The organism is Nocardioides sp. IC4_145 (assembly GCF_011250565.1).
Taxonomy (GTDB): Bacteria; Actinomycetota; Actinomycetes; order Propionibacteriales; family Nocardioidaceae; genus Nocardioides.
The window spans coordinates 13568-32361 of sequence record NZ_JAANMS010000012.1; the positions used below are offsets into that span (position 1 = coordinate 13568).

Here is an 18794-nt window from a genome sequence, read left to right on the forward strand (position 1 = left end):
CTGGTACCTTCGCGCGGGTGGGAGATCTGGGAGACGGGGCGACCGGCGGAGCGGTGGACTCCCTCGAGCCGTTGCGCGGCAAGCACGTCGCCTTCCTGAGCTGGCGCGACACGCGCAACCCGGAGGGCGGAGGCGCGGAGCGCTACCTGGAGAAGATGGCCGCCGGGCTCGTCGCCCGCGGCTGCCGGGTCACCATCTTCTGCGCCGCGCACGCCGCCGCGCCGCCCGAGGAGGTCGTCGACGGGATCCGATTCGTGCGCCGCGGCTCGAAGCTCTCGGTCTACCCCGCGGGCATGCGGGCGCTGGCCTCGGGCGAGCTGGCCGGCGCGGGCCAGGGCGAGGTGGACCTGGTCGTCGACGTGCAGAACGGGCTGCCGTTCTTCAGCCGGCTGGTCACCCGCAAGCCGATCGTCGTGCTCGTCCACCACGTCCACCGCGAGCAGTGGCCGGTCGTCTACAGCGGTCTCACCGGACGGGTCGGGTGGTGGATCGAGCGACGGCTCGCGCCCTGGCTCTACCGCCGCAACCAGTACGTCGCCGTCTCCCGCGCCACGCGGTCGGAGCTGCGCGACCTCGGCGTCCGCGGCCCGCGGGTCGCCGTCGTCCACAACGGCACCGACCCCGTCGTGCCCGTCGACCCGGGCAAGGCGCCCACGCCGACGATCGCCGTCGTCGGCCGGCTGGTGCCGCACAAGCAGGTCGAGCACGCCATCGACGCGGCGCTCGCGCTGCGCGCCGAGCACCCGGACCTGCGCCTGCACGTGGTCGGTGGCGGCTGGTGGGAGGCGGAGCTCCAGGAGTACGCCCGCGCCCGCGGGGCCGGCGACACGGTGGTCTTCGAGGGTCACGTCGACGAGGAGCGCAAGCACGAGGTCTACGAGCGTGCCTGGCTGCTGGCCCTGCCGTCGCTGAAGGAGGGTTGGGGGCTCGTCATCGGCGAGGCCGGCATGCACGCCACGCCCACCGTGGCCTACCGCTCCGCCGGCGGCACCCAGGAGTCGGTCGCCGACCACCGGTCGGGACTGCTCGTGGACACGCCCGAGGAGCTCACCGCGGCGATCGGACTGCTGCTGCGCGACCGCGAGGAGCGCGAGCGGCTCGGGAAAGGTGCGCGCGAGATGAGCCACGCCTACACGTGGCAGCACGCCCAGCACTCGTTCGCGCTGGTGGTCCTGGCCGCGCTCGAGGGAACGCCCGTCGACAGCCAGGACCCAGAAGATCCCGACGAGGTGCTCGCTCCGCGCCGACGTCGCCGGGGACCGGGACGCAGGCGCGGCTGAGGAGCCCGCGCCGGGATCGAGGGGGCTGTGGTCAGCCCTCGGTGCCGTACTGGATGACCGGCTGGTTGACGTTCGCCGGCGACTCGCCACTCGAGCTGGTCTGCGACGACACGACACCGACGATCGTGGCCGACGCGACGATGCCGCCGATGGCCAGGCTGCCGAAGGTGCTCAGGATGCTTCCCACGTGAAAACCCCTCCCTAGGTTCGGCCAGAACGGTAACAGCGGGAGACCATGCGCGCCGCATTTCGGAGAGATCCGTCACGTCGGCGGTGGAGGCAGCCTGTCCGGGGTCCCGCGACTGCTTCTCCGGCGCGCCGCCGCGAGCCCGATCGCCGCGAGGTACGACGCCGTCCACAGGGACCACGCGAGGGCCGCCGCGACCTCCCAGGACGTCGGGACCGGGCGCTCGCGCGCCCCGTCGAGCTCGACCACGAGCAGCTCCGCGCTGTCGAGCAGCACCCGTCCCTCGACGGACAGCGACGGGCCGGGCGCGAGCCGGTCGACCGCGATGACGCCGATGCCGAGGTCGGCCAGCCGCTCGGCGCGGTCGGCCGGCGTGCCCGCGGCGAGCGCGACGGCCGCCTCGCGCACGCGGGGGTCCTCCCCCGCGACCGTCACGTCGGAGACCACCAGCTCGTCGCTGGCCACCACGTCCCGCGGCAGGTGGCGCGGGAGCGGGTCGAGCACCTTGCGGTCGTCGTTCCACGACGGCTGGCGGTAGCTGGACAGCGGCAGCGCGAGCACGTCACCCGGCCCGGCACCGTCCACGGCGTCGCGCGCCGCGGCGTACGACGCCGGGTAGGTGGTGGGCTCGAGGCGACCGGAGAGGCCGAGCGCCGCGTCGGGCAGCAGCGTGACCGGCGAGACCGCGAGCGCGCCGGCGAGCACCAGGCGAGGGCCCGGGTCACGGACGTGGCGGAGCAGGGCGGCCGCGCCGCAGCCGGCGAGCACCGCGACGAGCGGCGCGCACAGCACGAGCAGGCGGGACCCGTCGCGGACGACACCGGCGCCGGGGACGCTCTCGGCGAGCCAGCCGACCGCGCCCGGCGCCGCCCAGGTCAGCAGGGCGAGGAGGAGACCGACGACCCAGCACCCGAGGAGCGCGACGACGTCGCGGCGGGCCGTGCCTCGCAGCCAGGTCCGTGTCCCGACCGCGGCGAGCACGACGAGGAGCAGGAGCCCGAGCCAGGCGAGCACGCCGTCGCGGGAGGGCAGGACGACCTCGTCGTTCCAGACCCCACCGAGCACGAGCGCGGCCAGCGGCGGCGGCAGGGCGCCGTCGGGCCCGAGGGCGAACAGCTCCGCCCCGGCGGCGTCGGTCCGCGCATCCGCGGCGTGCAGCGCGCCGGTGACCAGCCACGGGAGGTTCGCCACGAGCACGATCCCGAGCGCGGGGAGGGTGCGTCGGCCGCCGGCCGCGACCGCGAGCACCGCGACCGCCGTCGCGAGCCCGGCGCTCACGCTCAGGCACCCGAGCGGCGCGAGCACCAGCAGGGACGCGGGCAGCGTGCCGGTCTCCCGCCAGCGGCGACCGGCGAGCAGCACCCAGGGGAGGACGGCGTACCCCACCAGCACGGGCCAGTGCCCCAGCAGCAGCCGCTCGGTGACATAGGGGTTCCACTGGTAGACCGACACCGCCACCAGCTGGGCGGCGAGCGACTCCCCCGGCACCAGGCGCCGCGCGCCGAGGCCGGCGGCGACCAGGGAGGCGAGCAGCACGACCTTCTGCAGCAGCGCGCCGGGCACGACCTCGTCGAGGACCGCCACGACGGCGTCGGAAGGCACCGCGCGGGGCAGCCCGGAGCCGACGCCCCACACGTCCGGCCGCACGGCGAGGTCCGGCACCCAGACCATGTCGTAGGTCAGCAGGAACCCCGGGCCGAGCGCGGGACCGAGCAGCAGCAGCGCCAGGGCGAGCGACCACGCACGCGGCACCCACGCTCGCCAGTCGGACACGCGGCGATCCAACCATCCCGCGTCGGGCGTGGCGGGCCGCCCCTTAGGCTTCCCCGCGTGTCCGAGACCCCCGGCGGCTTCCGCGCGCTGCTGAGGAGCGGTGCGGCGATCGCGATCGCCATGGCCGTCATGAACGTCGCGACCTACGGCTACACCGTGCTGGTCGCCCACCTCGTCGGCCCCAGCGACTTCGGCGCGTTCTCGGCGATCATGGGCGTGCTGCTCGTCGTCAACGTGCTCTCCCTCGGACTGCAGGCCACCGGCGCCCGCCGGATCTCGGCCTCGCCGGAGTCCGTCGTCGCAGTCGAGCGCGTCGTGCTCGGCGTGTCCTACCGCAGCGCCCTCGTCCTCGCGCTCGTCCTGCTCGCGCTCGCGCCGGTGATGAACGCCGTGCTGCGGCTCGAGAGCCTGCCGACCGCCGCGCTGGTCGCCCTCACCGCCGCTCCGCTCACGATCATGGGCGGCCAGGCCGGCGTGCTCCAGGGCGAGCGACGCTGGGCGCCGCTCGCCCTGGTCTACCTCGCCCAGGGTGTCGGCCGGGTCGCGGCCGGCGTCGGCTTCCTGCTCGTCTGGCGCACCGAGTTCGCCGCCGTCCTCGGCGTCGCGATCGGCGCCTGGCTACCGGTCGTGATCGGGTACGTCGCCCTGCGCCGCCCCCGGAGCACCACCACCGCCACCCAGGTCTCCGCGGGCGAGCTGATCCGGGAGGTGGCCGGCAGCAGCCAGGCCCTGCTCGCGTTCTTCGCGCTCTCCAACGCCGACATCCTGCTCGCCCGCGCGGTCCTCGACGACCACACCGCCGGCCTCTACGCGGGCGGGCTGATCCTGGTCAAGGCGATCCTCTTCCTGCCGCAGTTCGTCGCCGTCATCGCCTTCCCCTCGATGGCCACCCGCGGCGCCGACAGCAGCACGCTGGTCAAGGCGCTCGTCGTCGCGCTCGCCCTCGGGCTGTGCGGCATGGGCGGCACGCTGCTCCTCCCGGACCTCGCGCTGGTCTTCGTCGGCGGCGAGGACTTCGAGGAGGTCAAGGACCTCCTCTGGCTCTTCTCCCTCGTCGGCACCCTGCTCTCGATGGTCCAGCTGCTCCTCTACTCCGCCCTCGCCCGTCAGCAGTGGCGCGCCATCCTGGCGATCTGGGCCACGCTGGTCGCGCTGCTCTGCAGCGCCCCGTTCGTCCACTCGGTCGAGGCCCTCGTCAGCCTGGTCCTCGCCCTCGACGCCGCCCTCTTCACCGTGCTCATCGCCGTCGCGGTCCTCGGCCGCCCCGCCTCCCCACCGGTCGAGCAGCGAGCCCAGGAGAGCGTCGACGGGACCCGCTGACCCACGGTGGGTCACGGTGGGTCACGGTGGGTCGAGGAAGGCGCGCAGCGCCTGTCTCGGGACCCAGCCCTGTCGCCCGGTGACCGGGGTCGCCACCCCTGCGAGGCGGCCTTCCTGCTCGACGGCGGTTGCGGTCAGGGCAGGAGGTGGATGGCGACGACCACGACGTCGTCGGTGCCGCCGTCGCCCGCGGACGCCTCGACGAGCGTGTCGACGAGGTGGTCGGCGTCCACCGCGTCGTCGGCCGCGACGGCCCGGCGGAGGCGCTCGAAGCCGACGTCGAGCGGTTCCCCGCGACGCTCGACCAACCCGTCGGTGTACGCGACCAGCGTCGTGCCGGGGTCGAGGACGCGGCTCGTCTCCCCGCGGTCGGCCGTGCCGAGGCCGAGGATCGTGCCGCGGGCCTCCCCCGGGTCGACGACCTCGACGCTGCCGTCGGGGTGGCGCAGCAGCAGCGGTGGGTGACCGGCGCTCGAGAACGTCAGCCGCCAGCGTCCCTCGGGCAGCGGCTCGACATGGGCGAAGAGCATGGTCGCCATCGGTGAGACCACGTTGAGCGCCGGGAGCAGCTGGTCGACCTGCTCCAGGACCGCAGCCGGCCTCAGCCGCTGCGACGTGGCGGTCGCCCGGAGGATGCCCTTGAGCTGGCCCATCGCCGCGGCGGCGTACACGTCGTGCCCGGTGACGTCGCCGACGGCCAACCCGAACGGTCGCCGGCCGCCGGCAGCAGCGCCCGCAGCGCCCGCCGGCAGCTCCAGCACCTCGTAGAAGTCGCCGCCGACCTCGGCCCCGTCCGCGGCGGCCAGGTACCGCGCCTCGACCCGGACCCCGTCGAGGTCGGGCAGCTGCGGCAGGAGGCTGCGCTGCAGCGTCTGGGCGATGAGCGTCTGGGCGGCGTAGAGCCGCAGGTTGTCGAGGATGAGCCCCGCCCGCCGACCCAGGTCCACGGCCACGTCCACGTCGGCGGCGGTGAACGAGCCGCCGCGGACGCGGCTCAGCACGACCACGTCGCGCACGCCGAGCCGGCCCGGGAGCGCCACCACCAGCGTGGAGCCGATGGCGAGGAGGTCGGTGGCGTCCCGGTCGAGCACCGCGTCGCCGACGTACGCCGCGTGGCGGCCGTCGAGCAGCCGGTGCGGCCGCCCGTCGAGGACCGTGTGCACGAGCCCGCCGGGCGGAAGCTCTCCGGTCAGCCGCTCGGCGAGTGCCTCGAGCACCGGCACCGCAGCCGGGTCGCGGTGGGCGACGTGGTGCTCGGTGACCGTGCCGTGCTCGTCGGTGTGGAGGAAGACGGCCATGTCCGCCAGCGCCGGCACGAGCAGCTGGAGCAACCGGGCGCGCGCCTCGTCGATGTCCAGCTCGCCGCTCAGCTGCTGGCTGGCCTCGGCCAGCAGCCGGAGCCGGCCCTCCGCGGCGTCGCGCTGGCGGTCGGCCTCGACGCGGCCGCTGACGTCGCTCTGCACGCCGACGTAGTGGGACAGCTCGCCGGCCTCGTCGAGGATCGGCGACATCGTCACCTGGTTCCAGAAGGCAAGGCCGTCCTTGCGGTAGTTCAGCAGCGTCGCCGTGACCGGCTCGCCCGCCCGCAGGGCGTCCCGCACGCGCGCGACCTCGGCGCGGTCGGTCCCGGGCCCCTGGAGGAAGCGGCAGTTGTGCCCGACGGCCTCCTCGAAGGAATAGCCGGAGGTGGCGCTGAAGGCCGGGTTGACCCAGATGAGCGGCATGTCGGGCTGCCGGGCGTCGGCCACGGTGAACGACAGGCCGGTCGCCAGCACGGCCCGGTCCCGCACCTTGGCCTCTTGGTCGGCGAACGCCTCCACCGCGGCGGCGGCGTGGCGCTCGCGGACGGCCAGGAGGACGACGAGCGCGTGGTCGTCGAGCATCGGCGCCCCGGACATCGGCAGGCCGATCATCCACAGCGGCTCGCGGGACTCCCCCATCTCGCTGGTGCGCTGCGCGGACACCCGCTGGCCCGGCACCGGTTCGGCGCGCAGCAGCCTGCTCAACGGGTGTGCCGAGCCCGACAGCGCCTCACCGGCGGCGTCCCGCAGCTGGGCGGCGTCCGACCACCGCTCCAGCGGCACCGGGAGCGCGACGCCCGGCGCGAGCTGCTGGGCGACCTCGTCGGCGTGGACCACGTGTCCGGTGGCGAGGTCGACGACGAGCACCGCGGCCGGGGCGTCGCCGATGACCGCGTGCAGGTCCGACGCCGTCTCGGCGCTGCTCATCCGTGGACCACCCTCCCGGGGTCGGCGTGCTGGTTCGACCTGCCGGACCGACCTGTCGGCCGACGTGCAGGCGGCGTCCGCGCGCGACTCCCCGCGAGTCGCGTCGCGGACACCGCAGGTGGTTCGGAGCGGGTCGCCCACCCGGATGGGTGGTTCTTCCCAACAGGTCAGTGACCGCTCAGTGCGCTGCCTCGTGCCAGCTGCGGCCGGTGCCCACCGACACGTCGAGCGGCACGGCCAGCTGCGCGGCGCCGGCCATCTCGCGGCGTACCAGCTCCTCGAGCGCCTCCCGCTCCCCCGCGGCGACCTCGAGGACGAGCTCGTCGTGGACCTGGAGCAGCATCCGCGAGCGCAACCCCGCCTCGCGCACCGCGCGGTCGACGTTGAGCATGGCGATCTTGATCAGGTCCGCGGCCGAGCCCTGGATCGGCGCGTTGAGCGCCATCCGCTCGGCCATCTCGCGGCGCTGGCGGTTGTCGCTGGTGAGGTCGGGCAGGTAGCGGCGGCGGCCGTAGATCGTCTCGGTGTAGCCGGTGCGTCGGGCCTCGTCGACCACCCCGCCGAGGTAGTCGCGGATGCCGCCGAAGGTCTCGAAGTACTCGTCCATCAGCACGCGCGCCTCGGACGGCTCGATGGCCAGCTGCTGGCCCAGGCCGTAGGCCGAGAGCCCGTAGGCCAGGCCGTAGTTCATCGCCTTGATCTTCGCCCGCTGCTCCGGGCCGACCTCCTCGGCCGGCACGTCGAAGACCCGCGCGGCGGTGACGGAGTGGAAGTCGTGGCCCGAGCGGAACGCCTCGATGAGCAGCTCGTCCTCGGAGAGGTGGGCCATGATCCGCATCTCGATCTGGCTGTAGTCGGCCGTCATGAGCGACTCGTGACCGGGTCCGACCACGAACGCCTCGCGGATCCGCCGGCCCTCCTCGGTGCGGATCGGGATGTTCTGCAGGTTCGGGTCGGTGCTGGAGAGCCGGCCGGTGGCCGCGATGGTCTGGTTGAACGTCGTGTGGATCCGCCCGTCGGGTGCCACGGTCTTCAGCAGCCCCTCGATCGTCTGCCGCAGCCGCGCGACGTCGCGGTGCCGCAGCAGGTGCAGCAGGAAGGGGTGCTCGGTCTTGACGTAGAGCGCCTGCAGCGCGTCGGCGTCGGTCGTGTAGCCGGTCTTGGTGCGCTTGGTCTTCGGCATGTCCAGCTCGTCGAAGAGCACCACCTGCAGCTGCTTCGGCGAACCGAGGTTGATCTCCTTGCCGATCACCGCGAAGGCGTCCTCGGCCGCGAGCTTCACCTCGCCGGCGAAGTGCCGCTCGAGCTCCTCGAGGTGCTCGGTGTCGACCGCGATGCCCGTGCGCTCCATCGTCGCCAGCAGGTCCACCAGCGGCAGCTCGATGTCCTCGAGCAGGCGGGTGCCGCCACGGTCGGCGAGCTCCTCGTCCAGCGCGGCGGCCAGGTCCAGCACGGCGCGCGCGTGGAGCATCTCGACCTGCCCGGCGGCCTCGTCGGTGAGGCCGTCGAGGCTGAGCTGGCCGTCGTCGGCGGCGCCGGTGCGCAGCTCGCGCTTGAGGTAGCGCACGGTCAGGTCGGCCAGGTCGTAGGAGCGCTGGTCGGGACGGGCGAGGTACGCCGACAGCGCGGTGTCGCGGGCGAGGCCGGCCAGCGGCATCCCCCAGGCGTCGAGCGCGAGCATCGGCCCCTTGGCATCGTGGAGCACCTTGAGCCGCACCGGGTCGGCGAGCCAGACGCGCAGCGCCTCCTCGTCAGCGGGGTCCATCGTCTCGGCGGTGACGTACGCCGCCGCGCCCTCGACCGTGGCCAGGGCGAGCGCGTCGACGTCGCCGCTGCCGGCACCCCACCGGCCCGCGACGTGCACGCCGACCCGCTCGGAGCCGGCCGCGTGCTCGGCGAGCCAAGCGGTCAGCTCGCCGGCGCCGAGGACGCTCATCTCGACGTCGAAGCCGGAGTCGTCGATCTCCTCCTCGGAGCTGAGCGTCTCGAAGAGCCGGTCGCGCAGCACCCGGAACTCCAGGCCGTCGAAGAGCGTGTGCACCTCCTGCCGGTCCCAGGGCCGGATGGCCATGTCGGCCGGGGCGAGGTCGAGGTCCAGGTCGCGCACCAGCGCGTTGAGCCGGCGGTTGCGGATCACGTCGCCGAGGTGCGCCCGCAGCGCCTCGCCCTTCTTGCCGGTGATCTTGTCGGCGTGGGTGATGACGTTGTCGAGGCCGTCGTAGGTGTTGATCCACTTGGCGGCGAACCCGACGCCGACGCCCGGCACCCCCGGCAGGTTGTCGGAGGTCTCGCCGACGATCGCCGCGATCTCGGGGTAGCGGTGCGGCGGCACGCCGTACTTCGCCTCGACCGCCTCGGGGGTCATCCGCGCGAGGTCGGAGACGCCGCGCATCGGGTAGAGCACGGTCGACCGGTCGGTGACCAGCTGCAGGGAGTCGCGGTCGCCGGTGAGGATCAGCACCTCCATGCCGTCCGCGAGGGCCTGGGTGGTGAGCGTGGCGATGATGTCGTCGGCCTCGTAGCCGTCCTTCTTCAGGAACGGGATCCGCAGCGCGTCGAGCACCTCCTCGATCAGCGGCAGCTGGCTGCTGAACTCCCCCGGCGTCTTGGCCCGCTTGGCCTTGTACTCGGCGTACTCCTCCATCCGGAAGGTCTGCCGGGAGACGTCGAAGGCGACCGCGAGGTGCGTCGGCTGCTCGTCGCGGAGCACGTTGATGAGCATGGAGGTGAAGCCGTAGACCGCGTTGGTGTGCTGGCCGGTGGTCGTGGAGAAGTTCTCCACCGGCAGGGCGAAGAAGGCGCGGTAGGCCAACGAGTGGCCGTCCAGCAGGAGCAGGCGCGGCGTCGCGGACGTCGGGGCCGAGGTGGGAGCGTCGGGCACCCGTCGACTCTATCCGCCGTCACCGACGGTCGAGGGGTCGGCGAGAATGCCCGCATGGACGTCGAGGAGTACCTGGCGCAGATGCCGCAGGGCATGGGCACGCTGAACGAGAAGATGGGCATCGAGCTGGTCGAGCTCTCGGCCGAGCGGGTCGTCGCGACGATGCCGGTCGAGGGCAACGGGCAGCCCTACGGGCTGCTCCACGGCGGCGCCTCGGTCGTGCTCGCCGAGAGCCTGGGATCGATCGGCTCGGGCATCCACGCCCACCCCGACCGGGTCCCCGTCGGCGTCGACATCAACGCCACCCACCACCGCTCCGCGACCTCCGGCCTCGTCACCGGCGTCGCGACGGCGATCCACCTCGGGCGCACGTCGGCGTCCTACGAGGTCGTCATCACCGACGAGCGCGGCAAGCGGGTGTGCACCTCGCGGATCACCTGCGCGCTGATCCCCAAGGAGCGGGTCGGCCTCTGAGCCCCTCGGGGCGGGCCGGCGCTAGCTCGTCGCCTGCGAGCGGCGCTGGGAGCGCCGGGCCGCCAGCACCTGGGTGAGCTGGCGCCCGCCCCGCTCGTGCGCCGGCCGCAGCGCCGTCAGCCGGGCCCGGAGCGCGTGCGTGCTGGCGACGCGCAGCACCGCCTGCGGGCCGAGCCCGAGGCGGGCCATGAACCGGTTCGCGTCGCGCGAGCCGGACGTCGCCGCGGTCGCGACGTGCCCGACCCCCTGCTCCTCGGCGAAGGTCACGGCCGCCTCCATGAGCGCGCGGCCCACGCCGTGGCGGCGGTACTTCGGCAGCACGTGCGGCGAGAGCGCCTGCACGGTCTGGTCGAGGTTGAGCGGGCTCAGCGTCGTGACCCGCAGGAAGACCGCGGCGGCCGGGTTGCCGTCGTACTCCGCGACGACGATGCGCTGCTCGGGCGACTGCGCGGCGGCCTTGATGATCAGCTCGAGGTCCGCCACCTGGTCGTGGCGGTCCGCCCGACGCAGGTCGTCGGCCCACAGGTCGGCCAGCAGCGCCGCGTCCGTGAGCTCGGCGCACCTCAACGTCACCACTGAGCGGTGCATGCGCCCTGCCTTCCCCCAGCCCTGCCGGGCCACTACGGATCCAACCGGTCGGCGTCCGGTCCCCGAGGACCCGACCTGCTCGGGCGAGACTACGCTCCCTGCGCCGGTCTTGTCAGACCCGAGTGAGGAGAAGCGTGGTCCCCGGAGTCGGAACCCTCGTCAACATCCTCGCCGTCCTCGCCGGCGGCCTGGTCGGCCTGCTGCTCGGCAACCGGCTTCCCGTGCGCACCCGGGAGGTCGTCACGGACGGGCTGGGGCTGGTCACGCTGCTCATCGCGGGTACGTCGGCGATGGCCGTGCTCGACGACGGACTCGCCGAGACGGTCGGCGACAGCGCTCCGGTGCTGGTCGTGCTCGGCGCCCTGCTGGTCGGCGGCATCACCGGGTCGCTGCTCCGCCTCGAGCAGCGGGTCGAGTCGCTCGGCGGGTGGCTGCAGCAGCGGCTGGCCGGCGGCCACGGGTCGGTCGACCGCCAGCGGTTCGTCGAGGGCTTCGTGGTCTCCTCGCTGATCTTCTGCACCGGACCGCTGACCATCCTCGGCTCGCTCAACGACGGGCTCGGCAACGGCGCGGAGCAGCTGCTGCTCAAGTCGGCGCTGGACGGCTTCGCCGCGATCGCCTTCGCCGCGTCGTTCGGCTGGGGCGTGCTCGCGGCGTGCCTGACGGTGGTCGTCGTCCAGGGCTCGCTGACGCTCGTCGGCGTGGCGCTCGGCGACGTCCTGCCCGATGCCCACCTCGCCGCCGTCACGGCCACCGGCGGGCTGCTGCTGGTCGGCGTGGCCCTGCGGCTGCTGCGCGTCCGCGACGTGCCCGTCGCCGACCTGCTGCCCGCGCTCGTGGTCGCGCCGCTGCTGGTCCAGCTGGTCGCCGCAGTCCGGTGACGCGCCTGGCGGTGTCGTTGACGTAACGGTTTGGTGACGAGAGGGTGCCGTTCGCCACACCGCTCCGCGACCGGTCCTACGGTGACCGAGCCATGACCGGCCTCCCGGGGGTCGGGAACCTGCGGTTGCACCAACCTGACAGAAAGGTTCACCACGTGAATCGAACCACCACCGCGTCCTGGGTGAAGCTGATGGCCGGCACCGCCGCGCTGTCCCTCGCCCTGGCGGCCTGCGGGTCCGAGGACGACAGCGAGCCCGCGGCCGAGGACACCTCGTCCGCGTCGGCGTCCGAGTCGTCGAGCAGCGATCCCTCGGGCGAGTTCACGAACGACAAGTGCGGCAACGGCACCACCAGCGCCGACACCTACAAGGTCGGCGGCATCCTGCCGCTGACCGGCAACCTGGCCTACCTCGGCCCGCCGGAGATCGCGGGCGTCGGCCTGGCCGTCTCCGACATCAACGCCGCGGGCGGCGTGAACGGCGCCGACGCCTGCCACCAGATCCTCGACTCCGGCGACACCACCGACCTCGCGGTCAGCACGTCGTCCGCCGGCAACCTGGTCAACGCCAAGCCGTCGATCGTCGTCGGTGCCGCCTCGTCCAGCGTCACGCTGAACGTCGTCGACACCTTCACCGACGCCAAGATCGTCCAGATCTCCCCGGCGAACACCGCGGTCGACCTGTCCGGCTACTCGCCGTACTACTTCCGCACCGCCCCGCCGGACGGCATCCAGGGCTCGGCGCTCGGCACGCTGATCTCCAGCGACGGCTACTCGCGCGTCGGCTTCCTGGTCTTCAGCGACACCTACGGCACCGGCCTGCGCAACGCCGTCCAGGAGACCGTCGAGGCCTCCGGCGGCGAGTGCACCTACGGCTGCAAGGGCGACGGCAACGAGTTCCCCGCCGGTCAGACGACCTTCTCGTCCGACGTCAGCGCGGTCCTCGCGACCAACCCCGACGCGATCGTGATCCTCGCGTTCGACGAGACCAAGGCGATCGTGCCCGAGCTCGTCTCGCAGGGCTGGGACATGTCGAAGACCTACCTGACCGACGGCAACACCGCGGACTACTCCGAGGACTTCCCGGAGGGCACGATGGAGGGCGCCCAGGGCACCATCCCGGGTGCTGACGCCTCCGAGGACTTCAAGGAGCTGCTCCAGGGCTGGAACCAGCAGGTCAACGGCGAGGAGCTGACCGACTACGCCTACGCGGCCGAGTCCTACGACGCCACCATCCTCGGCGCCCTCGCGGCGGTCAAGGGCGGCGCCACCGACCCGACCACCATCCAGGAGAACCTCGCGGACGTCTCCGGCGCCAGCGACGGCGAGGAGTGCTCCTCGTTCGCCGACTGCGTCGCGCTGCTTGACGAGGGTTCCGAGATCCGCTACACCGGCCCGTCGGGCATCGGTCCGATCGACGAGGAGAACGACCCGTCCTCCGCGTTCGTCGGCATCTACACCTACGACGGCAACAACAAGAACGTCTTCGCCTCCACCGTCGAGGGCACCAAGTGACCTCATGACCGCATCGGTCGACGGCTGAGCGATCGGCTGTTCTGCACGCACCACGGCGAGACCCCGGACCACTCGGTCCGGGGTCTCGTCGTTTCCGGGGGTCTCCCCCGGGGCTGGCGGCGGCACCTGCAACGGACCGTCCGGTGCTCTGCACGTGCGCTGCGGCGTGCCCACGGAGTGGGTAGCTGTGCGTCCCCATGCGGCGCGGCGGTCGGTCAGGGGCACCGGGGTACGACTCGAGCGGTACGACGAAACCGCCCGCCCCCACGAGGGGGACGGGCGGCTCGGTGTGTCGACGGCGTACGCCGGGTGGTCGGCGTACCGCGCTCAGGCCTGGCCGGACTCGCGCTGCTCGTCGACGTCCTTGGCGAGCGTGCCGAGGTACAGCTCGATCACCTTGGGGTCGTTCGCGAGCTCACGACCGGTGCCGGTGTAGGCGTCCCGGCCCTGGTCGAGGACGTAGCCGCGGTCGCAGATCTGCAGGCAGCGGCGGGCGTTCTGCTCGACCATGACCACGCAGACACCGGTCTTGTTGATCTGGCGGGTGCGGATGAACGTCTCGTCCTGGCGCACCGGCGACAGGCCGGCGGACGGCTCGTCGAGGAGCAGCACCTTCGGCTCCATCATCAGCGCCCGGGCCATGGCGAGCGACTGGCGCTCACCTCCGGAGAGGGCGCCGGCGCTGCGGTCGCGGCGCTCGTGCAGCGTCGGGAAGAGGTCCCACATCGCGCCGAGGCGCTCCTGCAGCTTCTTGGGGCGCAGGAAGAGACCCATCCGCAGGTTCTCCTCGATGGTGAGCGAGGGGAAGACGTTGTTGGTCTGCGGCACGAAGCCGACACCCATCTGCACCAGGCGGTTGGCCCGGTTGTTGGTGATGTCCTCGCCGTGCAGCGTGACGCTGCCGGAGTGGATCTTCACCAGGCCGAACATCGCCTTGAGCAGGGTGGACTTGCCGGCGCCGTTCGGCCCGATGATGCCGATCATCTCGCCGGGGTGGGCGACCAGGCTGCAGCCGTTGAGGATGTTGACCCCGGGCAGGTAGCCCGCCACGAGGTCCTTGGCCTCGATGACGGCCTGCTGGGACCCCGCCGCCGACGGGGTGGTCTGGGTCTGGGTCACGACTTGTCTCCCTGCTGGTCGTGCTTGGCGTGGTCGCCGTCGTGGGCGGCCGCCTTGTGGGCGGCCTCGTCGGCGCGGACCTCGGCCTCGATCTGCTCGAGCGCGCGGTCGGTGAGGACCTGGTCGTCGCCGAGGTCGGTGTCGTGGTGCGCACCGAGGTAGGCGTCGATGACCGCCTGGTTCGACATCACGGTGTCGGCCGGGCCCTCGGCGACGACGCGGCCCTCGGCCATGACGACGACCCAGTCGGAGATGTGGCGGACGACGTGCATGTCGTGCTCGACGAACAGCACGGTCATGCCCTCGTCGCGCAGCGACTGGATGTGCCCGAGCAGCGACTGGGTCAGCGCGGGGTTCACGCCGGCCATCGGCTCGTCGAGCATGATCATCTTCGGGTCGCTCATCAGCGCCCGCGCCATCTCGAGCAGCTTGCGCTGGCCGCCCGAGAGGCTGCCGGCGTAGTCGTCCTTCTTCTCCAGCAGCTTGAACCGGGCGAGGAGCTCCTTGGCCTTCTCCTCCACGGCCTTCTCCTGGCCGCTCCACAGCGGCTTGAAGACCGACTTGAGGAGGTTCTCCCCGGACTGGTCCTGCGCCCCCAGCATCATGTTGTCCAGCACCGTCATCCGGTTGAGGGACTTGGTGAGCTGGAAGGTGCGGACCATGCCGGCCTTGGCGACGCTCGAGGCGGAGGTCTTGTTCAGCGCCCGGCCGTCGAACTCCCAGTGCGCGCCGGACCCGGCCGAGCTGGGCTTGTCGAAGCCGGTGATGAGGTTGAAGAACGTCGTCTTGCCGGCGCCGTTGGGCCCGATCAGCGCGGTGATGATGCCGCGCTGGACCTCGAGGTGCTCGACGTCGACCGCGGTGATGCCGCCGAAGCGGCGCTCGATCTTGTCGACCTTGAGGATCGGGTCCTGCTTGGCCGCACCGGGCTCCGGCGTGACGCCGGCCATGAGGGCGCGGCGGGCGGCCGGGTCGGCGAGCGACGGCGTACCGATGGTGGTCTCAGACATTGAACCGGAGCTCCCTCTTGTTGCCCAGGATTCCCTGTGGACGGAAGATCACGAGCAGGACCAGCGCGACGCCGACGACGACGAACGAGAACTGTTCGGTCTGCTGGGTGCTCATGATGCTGTCGGGCACCCAGGCACGGGCCGACTCCCGGATGAGGATGCGCGCCGAGAAGAACAGCACGGTGCCGAGCACCGGGCCGAGGATCGTCGCGGCGCCACCCAGCAGCAGGGCGGTGTAGGAGAAGAACGTGATCTGGCGGCCGAGCGCGTCGGGCTGCACGGTCGAGGCGAGCACGTAGACCATGCCGCCCAGGGCGCCGAAGAGGCCACCGATGACCAGCGACTGCATCTTCACGGCGAACACGTTGCGGCCGAGGCTGCGCATGGCGTCCTCGTCCTCGCGGACACCGCGCAGCAGGCGGCCCCACGGGCTGCGGACCAGCAGGTAGACGACCAGCGTGCTGAGCGCGACGAGCGTCCAGGCCACGGCGCGGACCCACCAGCCGTTGACGCCGGAGCGCCCGTAGGTGACCGGCATCGCGAAGAACAGCGCGTAGAGGCCGACCAGCACGAGCACCGCGGCGAGGACCTTGCCGAGCGTGCCGTCCAGGCCCGTGCGGGGCGCGGTGCGCGTCGGGTCGGCCGCCCGCTTCAGGCGCCGCCCGACGATCACGGTCGCCACGACGCAGACGACGAACACGAGCCCGCCGAGGGCCCGCACCCACCCGGCGCCGCCGGCGACGTCGGTGTAGTTGAACGGCGCGAGCGTCCAGGCGCCGTCACCGAAGAACGAGAGGTCCACGAAGGCCGGCTGGTAGGTGCGGCCCTGGATGCCCTGCGCACCGCCGGTGAGGTCCTTGAGGGTCGAGAGCCGTCCGACGAAGCGGATGATCTCCGCCGCCGAGATGGTCACGATCGCCAGGTAGTCACCGCGCAGCTGGAGTGTCGGGATGCCGAGCACCAGGGCGAAGACGAAGGCGAGACCGAGCCCGATCAGCACCGCGAGCGGCAGCGGGATGTCGTGCACCAGCGAGATCGCGAAGCCGTAGGCGCCGAGCAGCATGAAGCCGGACTGGCCGAAGTTCAGCAGGCCGGTGTAGCCGAAGTGCAGGTTGAGGCCGATGACCGCGATGGCCACCGCGGCCGTGCCGGGGCTGATCGCCTCGCGGATGACCGCGCTGAGGATTTCGAGGATGGTGTCCATGATTTGAGTCCCTCTCCCCTTCAGCCGACCCGCTCGGCGCGGCCGAGGATGCCCTGGGGCCTCACCAGCAGCAGCACGATCAGGATGGCCAGGGCAACGGCGTACTTGAGGTCACCGGGCGCGCCCAGCGGTCCGGCCAGCTCCACGACGAGCCCGATAATGATCGAGCCGACGAAGGCGCCGAAGGCCGTCCCGAGGCCGCCCAGGGTGACCGCGGCGAACAGCAGCAGCAGGATCTGCATGCCGGTGTCCCAACGGATGCCGTTGCTGATGACCAGGGCGTAGAGCACGCCGGCGAGGCCGGCGAGGCCCGCGGCCGCGGTCCAGACGAGGCGGATGATCTTGTCCACGTCGATGCCCGAGGCCGCGGCGAGCGCCGGGTTGTCGGAGACCGCGCGGGTGGCCTGGCCGATGCGGGTCTTGACCAGCACGAAGCCGACGAGCGCGATCGCGACGATCGCGACGCCCATCGCCAGGAACGAGAGGTTGGTCAGCGTCACGGGGCCGAAGGAGGTGGTGCCGAAGTCGCGGACGACGACCTTCTGCAGCGAGGCGCCCACGAAGTACTGGTAGGCGTACTGCGCGGCCAACGCGAGGCCGATCGTCACGATCATCAGCTGGGTCAGGCCCAGACCTCGCCGACGCAGCGGTTGCCAGAGCAACCGGTCCTGGACGTAGCCGACCCCCGCGCACAGGATCGTCGTGGCGACGATGCCGAGCCAGAGGTTCATCCCGGCGAGGTTGACCAGTCCGTAGGCGACCATGCCGCCGAGGGTGACCAGCTCCGCGTGGGAGAAGTTCGACAGCCCGGTGGTGCCGTAGATCAGCGACAGGCCGAGCGAGGCCAGCGCGAGCAGGAGGCCCAGGCGCAGGCCGTTGACCACCGACTGCGCGATCTGGTCGCTGAACGACTCACCGCCCGCGTCGTAGTCCTGGTCGCGGACCTCGACGATCGGCGAGACCGCCGAGCCGAGCTTCGCGGTGACCTTGACCGAGCCGTCCGGGCCGGCGATCGCCGCGCGCGGCGGCTGCTGCTCGAGGCCGTCGGGGAGGGTCTCGTCGTCGAGGACGACGAAGTAGTCGCCGGCCTCGGTGACGGTGAAGCTGAACTTGCCGTCCTCCTCGGTGGTGACGGTCTCGACGTCGGCGCCCTGCGCGTCACGCAGGATGACGTCGACGCCGGCCACCGGGTCGGACCGGGAGCCGACGGTGCCGCTGATGCAGCCCGTCTCGTCCGGCTTGGGGAGGCAGAGGGTCGCTGCACTCGCGCTCGAGCCACCGACCAGCAGGAGCAGCGGGAGCAGCAGGCCCAGCAGCATCGTGCCGACCAAGCCCTTCCTCACCGCCCTCGCACCGGCCGTGCGGACGTGGTGACGAGACTTCAAACCGGTCCTCCTCACTCGGGCACCCGGCGGGCACCGCGCGGAGGAGTCTAGGCGGACGGAACGTGGTCTGCGGCACATCGGCCCCACCGCGCCCGGCCTTTACCGGACCGTGACGTTCCGGTGACCTCCCGGTGCGGCGTACGCCGGGTGGCGCGGGCGCTCAGCCGGCGAGGCCGGGGCCGTGCTCGACGACCCCGTCGGCGACCTGGCGCATCGACAGGCGCAGGTCCATCGCGGTCTTCTGGATCCAGCGGAACGCGTCGGGCTCGGAGAGCCCCAGCTGCTGCTGCAGCACGCCCTTCGCGCGGTCGACCGACTTGCGGGTCTCGAGCCGCTCGGTGAGGTCGGCGACCTCCGACTCGAGCAGGCTCAGCTCGGAGAAGCGGCTCACCGCCATCTCGATCGCCGGCACCAGGTCGGACTTCGAGAACGGCTTGACGAGGTACGCCATCGCGCCGGCGTCGCGCGCCCGCTCGACCAGCTCACGCTGGGAGAACGCGGTCAGGATGACCACCGGCGCGATCCGGTCGCGGGCGATCGCCTCCGCCGCCGCGATCCCGTCCAGCACCGGCATCTTCACGTCGAGGATCACCAGGTCCGGCCGCAGCTCCTGGGCCAGCTCGATCGCGCGGGCCCCGTCCCCGGCCTGGCCCACGACGTCGTACCCCTCCTCGCCGAGCATCTCGGCGAGGTCCATCCGGATCAGCACCTCGTCCTCGGCGATCACGACGGTGCGCGTGGTGCTGCTGCTCGGGACGGCGGGCTCGGTCACGGGCGAAAGAGTATCGACCGTGGGAGCGGCGACGGCATCCCGCGGCATCGGCTAGGGTTGCCGCCGCCCAGCCGGGTTGGCGGAACGGCATACGCGGTGGTCTCAAACACCACTGTCCGGAAGGACTTGTGGGTTCGAATCCCACACCCGGCACCGCGCGCGTCGGTTCATCAAGGTA

At 72.4% G+C, this 18794-nt stretch carries 15 protein-coding genes and 1 tRNA gene; 6 read left to right on the plus strand and 10 right to left on the minus strand.

Features of this window, described 5'->3' with window-relative positions; translation table 11 throughout:
* Positions 1-17 precede the first annotated feature (17 nt).
* Entirely contained in the window at positions 18-1280 is a 1263-nt protein-coding gene (locus G6553_RS07460) for a glycosyltransferase family 4 protein (protein ID WP_347565570.1), read from the plus strand.
* 31 nt (positions 1281-1311) lie between these two features.
* On the opposite strand, the gene G6553_RS07465 is transcribed toward G6553_RS07460, so the two are convergent.
* Both G6553_RS07465 and G6553_RS22085 read right to left on the minus strand, forming a co-directional pair.
* A complete protein-coding gene (locus tag G6553_RS07465; RefSeq protein ID WP_166190635.1) occupies positions 1312-1467 on the minus strand; it encodes a hypothetical protein in 156 nt (51 codons plus the stop codon).
* A 75-nt stretch (positions 1468-1542) separates the two neighbouring features.
* Positions 1543-3240, minus strand: a complete 1698-nt coding sequence (locus tag G6553_RS22085) for a hypothetical protein (protein WP_166190637.1) — start codon at positions 3238-3240, stop codon at positions 1543-1545.
* Between the two features lie 57 nt (positions 3241-3297).
* On the opposite strand from G6553_RS22085, the gene G6553_RS22090 reads away from it, so the two are divergent.
* Positions 3298-4560: an oligosaccharide flippase family protein gene (locus G6553_RS22090; RefSeq protein WP_166190639.1), complete on the plus strand. Its 1263-nt coding sequence runs from the start codon at positions 3298-3300 to the stop codon at positions 4558-4560.
* A gap of 134 nt (positions 4561-4694) precedes the next feature.
* Here the strand turns inward: G6553_RS22090 and G6553_RS07480 are convergent, their stop codons facing one another.
* Together G6553_RS07480 and polA are read right to left on the minus strand one after the other, a co-directional pair.
* Complete coding sequence (locus G6553_RS07480; protein ID WP_166190641.1) at positions 4695-6788, minus strand: GAF domain-containing SpoIIE family protein phosphatase; 2094 nt, start codon at positions 6786-6788, stop codon at positions 4695-4697.
* A 178-nt stretch (positions 6789-6966) separates the two neighbouring features.
* The gene (gene polA, locus G6553_RS07485; protein WP_166190643.1) at positions 6967-9669 is read right to left on the minus strand and encodes a DNA polymerase I; all 2703 of its coding nucleotides are present in this window, start codon (positions 9667-9669) and stop codon (positions 6967-6969) included.
* A gap of 54 nt (positions 9670-9723) precedes the next feature.
* Here polA and G6553_RS07490 point away from each other — a divergent pair, with 54 nt between their 5' ends.
* Positions 9724-10143 (plus strand): hotdog fold thioesterase, encoded by a 420-nt coding sequence (locus G6553_RS07490; protein WP_166190645.1) that lies wholly within the window; start codon positions 9724-9726, stop codon positions 10141-10143.
* Between the two features lie 21 nt (positions 10144-10164).
* Here G6553_RS07490 and G6553_RS07495 read toward each other — a convergent pair whose 3' ends face one another.
* On the minus strand, positions 10165-10731 hold the full coding sequence (locus G6553_RS07495; RefSeq protein ID WP_207619477.1) for a GNAT family N-acetyltransferase: 567 nt from the start codon (positions 10729-10731) through the stop codon (positions 10165-10167).
* A 134-nt stretch (positions 10732-10865) separates the two neighbouring features.
* Here G6553_RS07495 and G6553_RS07500 point away from each other — a divergent pair, with 134 nt between their 5' ends.
* On the plus strand, positions 10866-11612 hold the full coding sequence (locus tag G6553_RS07500) for a DUF554 domain-containing protein (RefSeq protein ID WP_166190647.1): 747 nt from the start codon (positions 10866-10868) through the stop codon (positions 11610-11612).
* 155 nt (positions 11613-11767) lie between these two features.
* A complete protein-coding gene (locus G6553_RS07505; protein WP_207619478.1) occupies positions 11768-13126 on the plus strand; it encodes an ABC transporter substrate-binding protein in 1359 nt (452 codons plus the stop codon).
* A gap of 327 nt (positions 13127-13453) precedes the next feature.
* Here the strand turns inward: G6553_RS07505 and G6553_RS07510 are convergent, their stop codons facing one another.
* The 5 genes from G6553_RS07510 to G6553_RS07530 form a co-directional block, all read right to left on the minus strand.
* Positions 13454-14245, minus strand: coding sequence for an ABC transporter ATP-binding protein (locus G6553_RS07510; protein ID WP_166190649.1), 792 nt, complete (start codon positions 14243-14245; stop codon positions 13454-13456).
* Positions 14242-15255, minus strand: a complete 1014-nt coding sequence (locus G6553_RS07515) for an ABC transporter ATP-binding protein (RefSeq protein WP_166190651.1) — start codon at positions 15253-15255, stop codon at positions 14242-14244. The genes G6553_RS07510 and G6553_RS07515 overlap by 4 nt, the downstream gene beginning before the upstream one ends.
* A complete protein-coding gene (locus G6553_RS07520) occupies positions 15248-16459 on the minus strand; it encodes a branched-chain amino acid ABC transporter permease (protein ID WP_166190653.1) in 1212 nt (403 codons plus the stop codon). The genes G6553_RS07515 and G6553_RS07520 overlap by 8 nt, the downstream gene beginning before the upstream one ends.
* A 20-nt stretch (positions 16460-16479) precedes the next feature.
* A complete protein-coding gene (locus G6553_RS07525) occupies positions 16480-17802 on the minus strand; it encodes an SdrD B-like domain-containing protein (protein WP_207619479.1) in 1323 nt (440 codons plus the stop codon).
* A 202-nt stretch (positions 17803-18004) separates the two neighbouring features.
* The gene (locus G6553_RS07530; RefSeq protein WP_166190655.1) at positions 18005-18616 is read right to left on the minus strand and encodes a response regulator; all 612 of its coding nucleotides are present in this window, start codon (positions 18614-18616) and stop codon (positions 18005-18007) included.
* Between the two features lie 70 nt (positions 18617-18686).
* On the opposite strand from G6553_RS07530, the gene G6553_RS07535 reads away from it, so the two are divergent.
* Positions 18687-18769: transfer RNA gene (locus tag G6553_RS07535), tRNA-Leu, on the plus strand.
* The last annotated feature ends 25 nt before the right edge of the window (positions 18770-18794 follow it).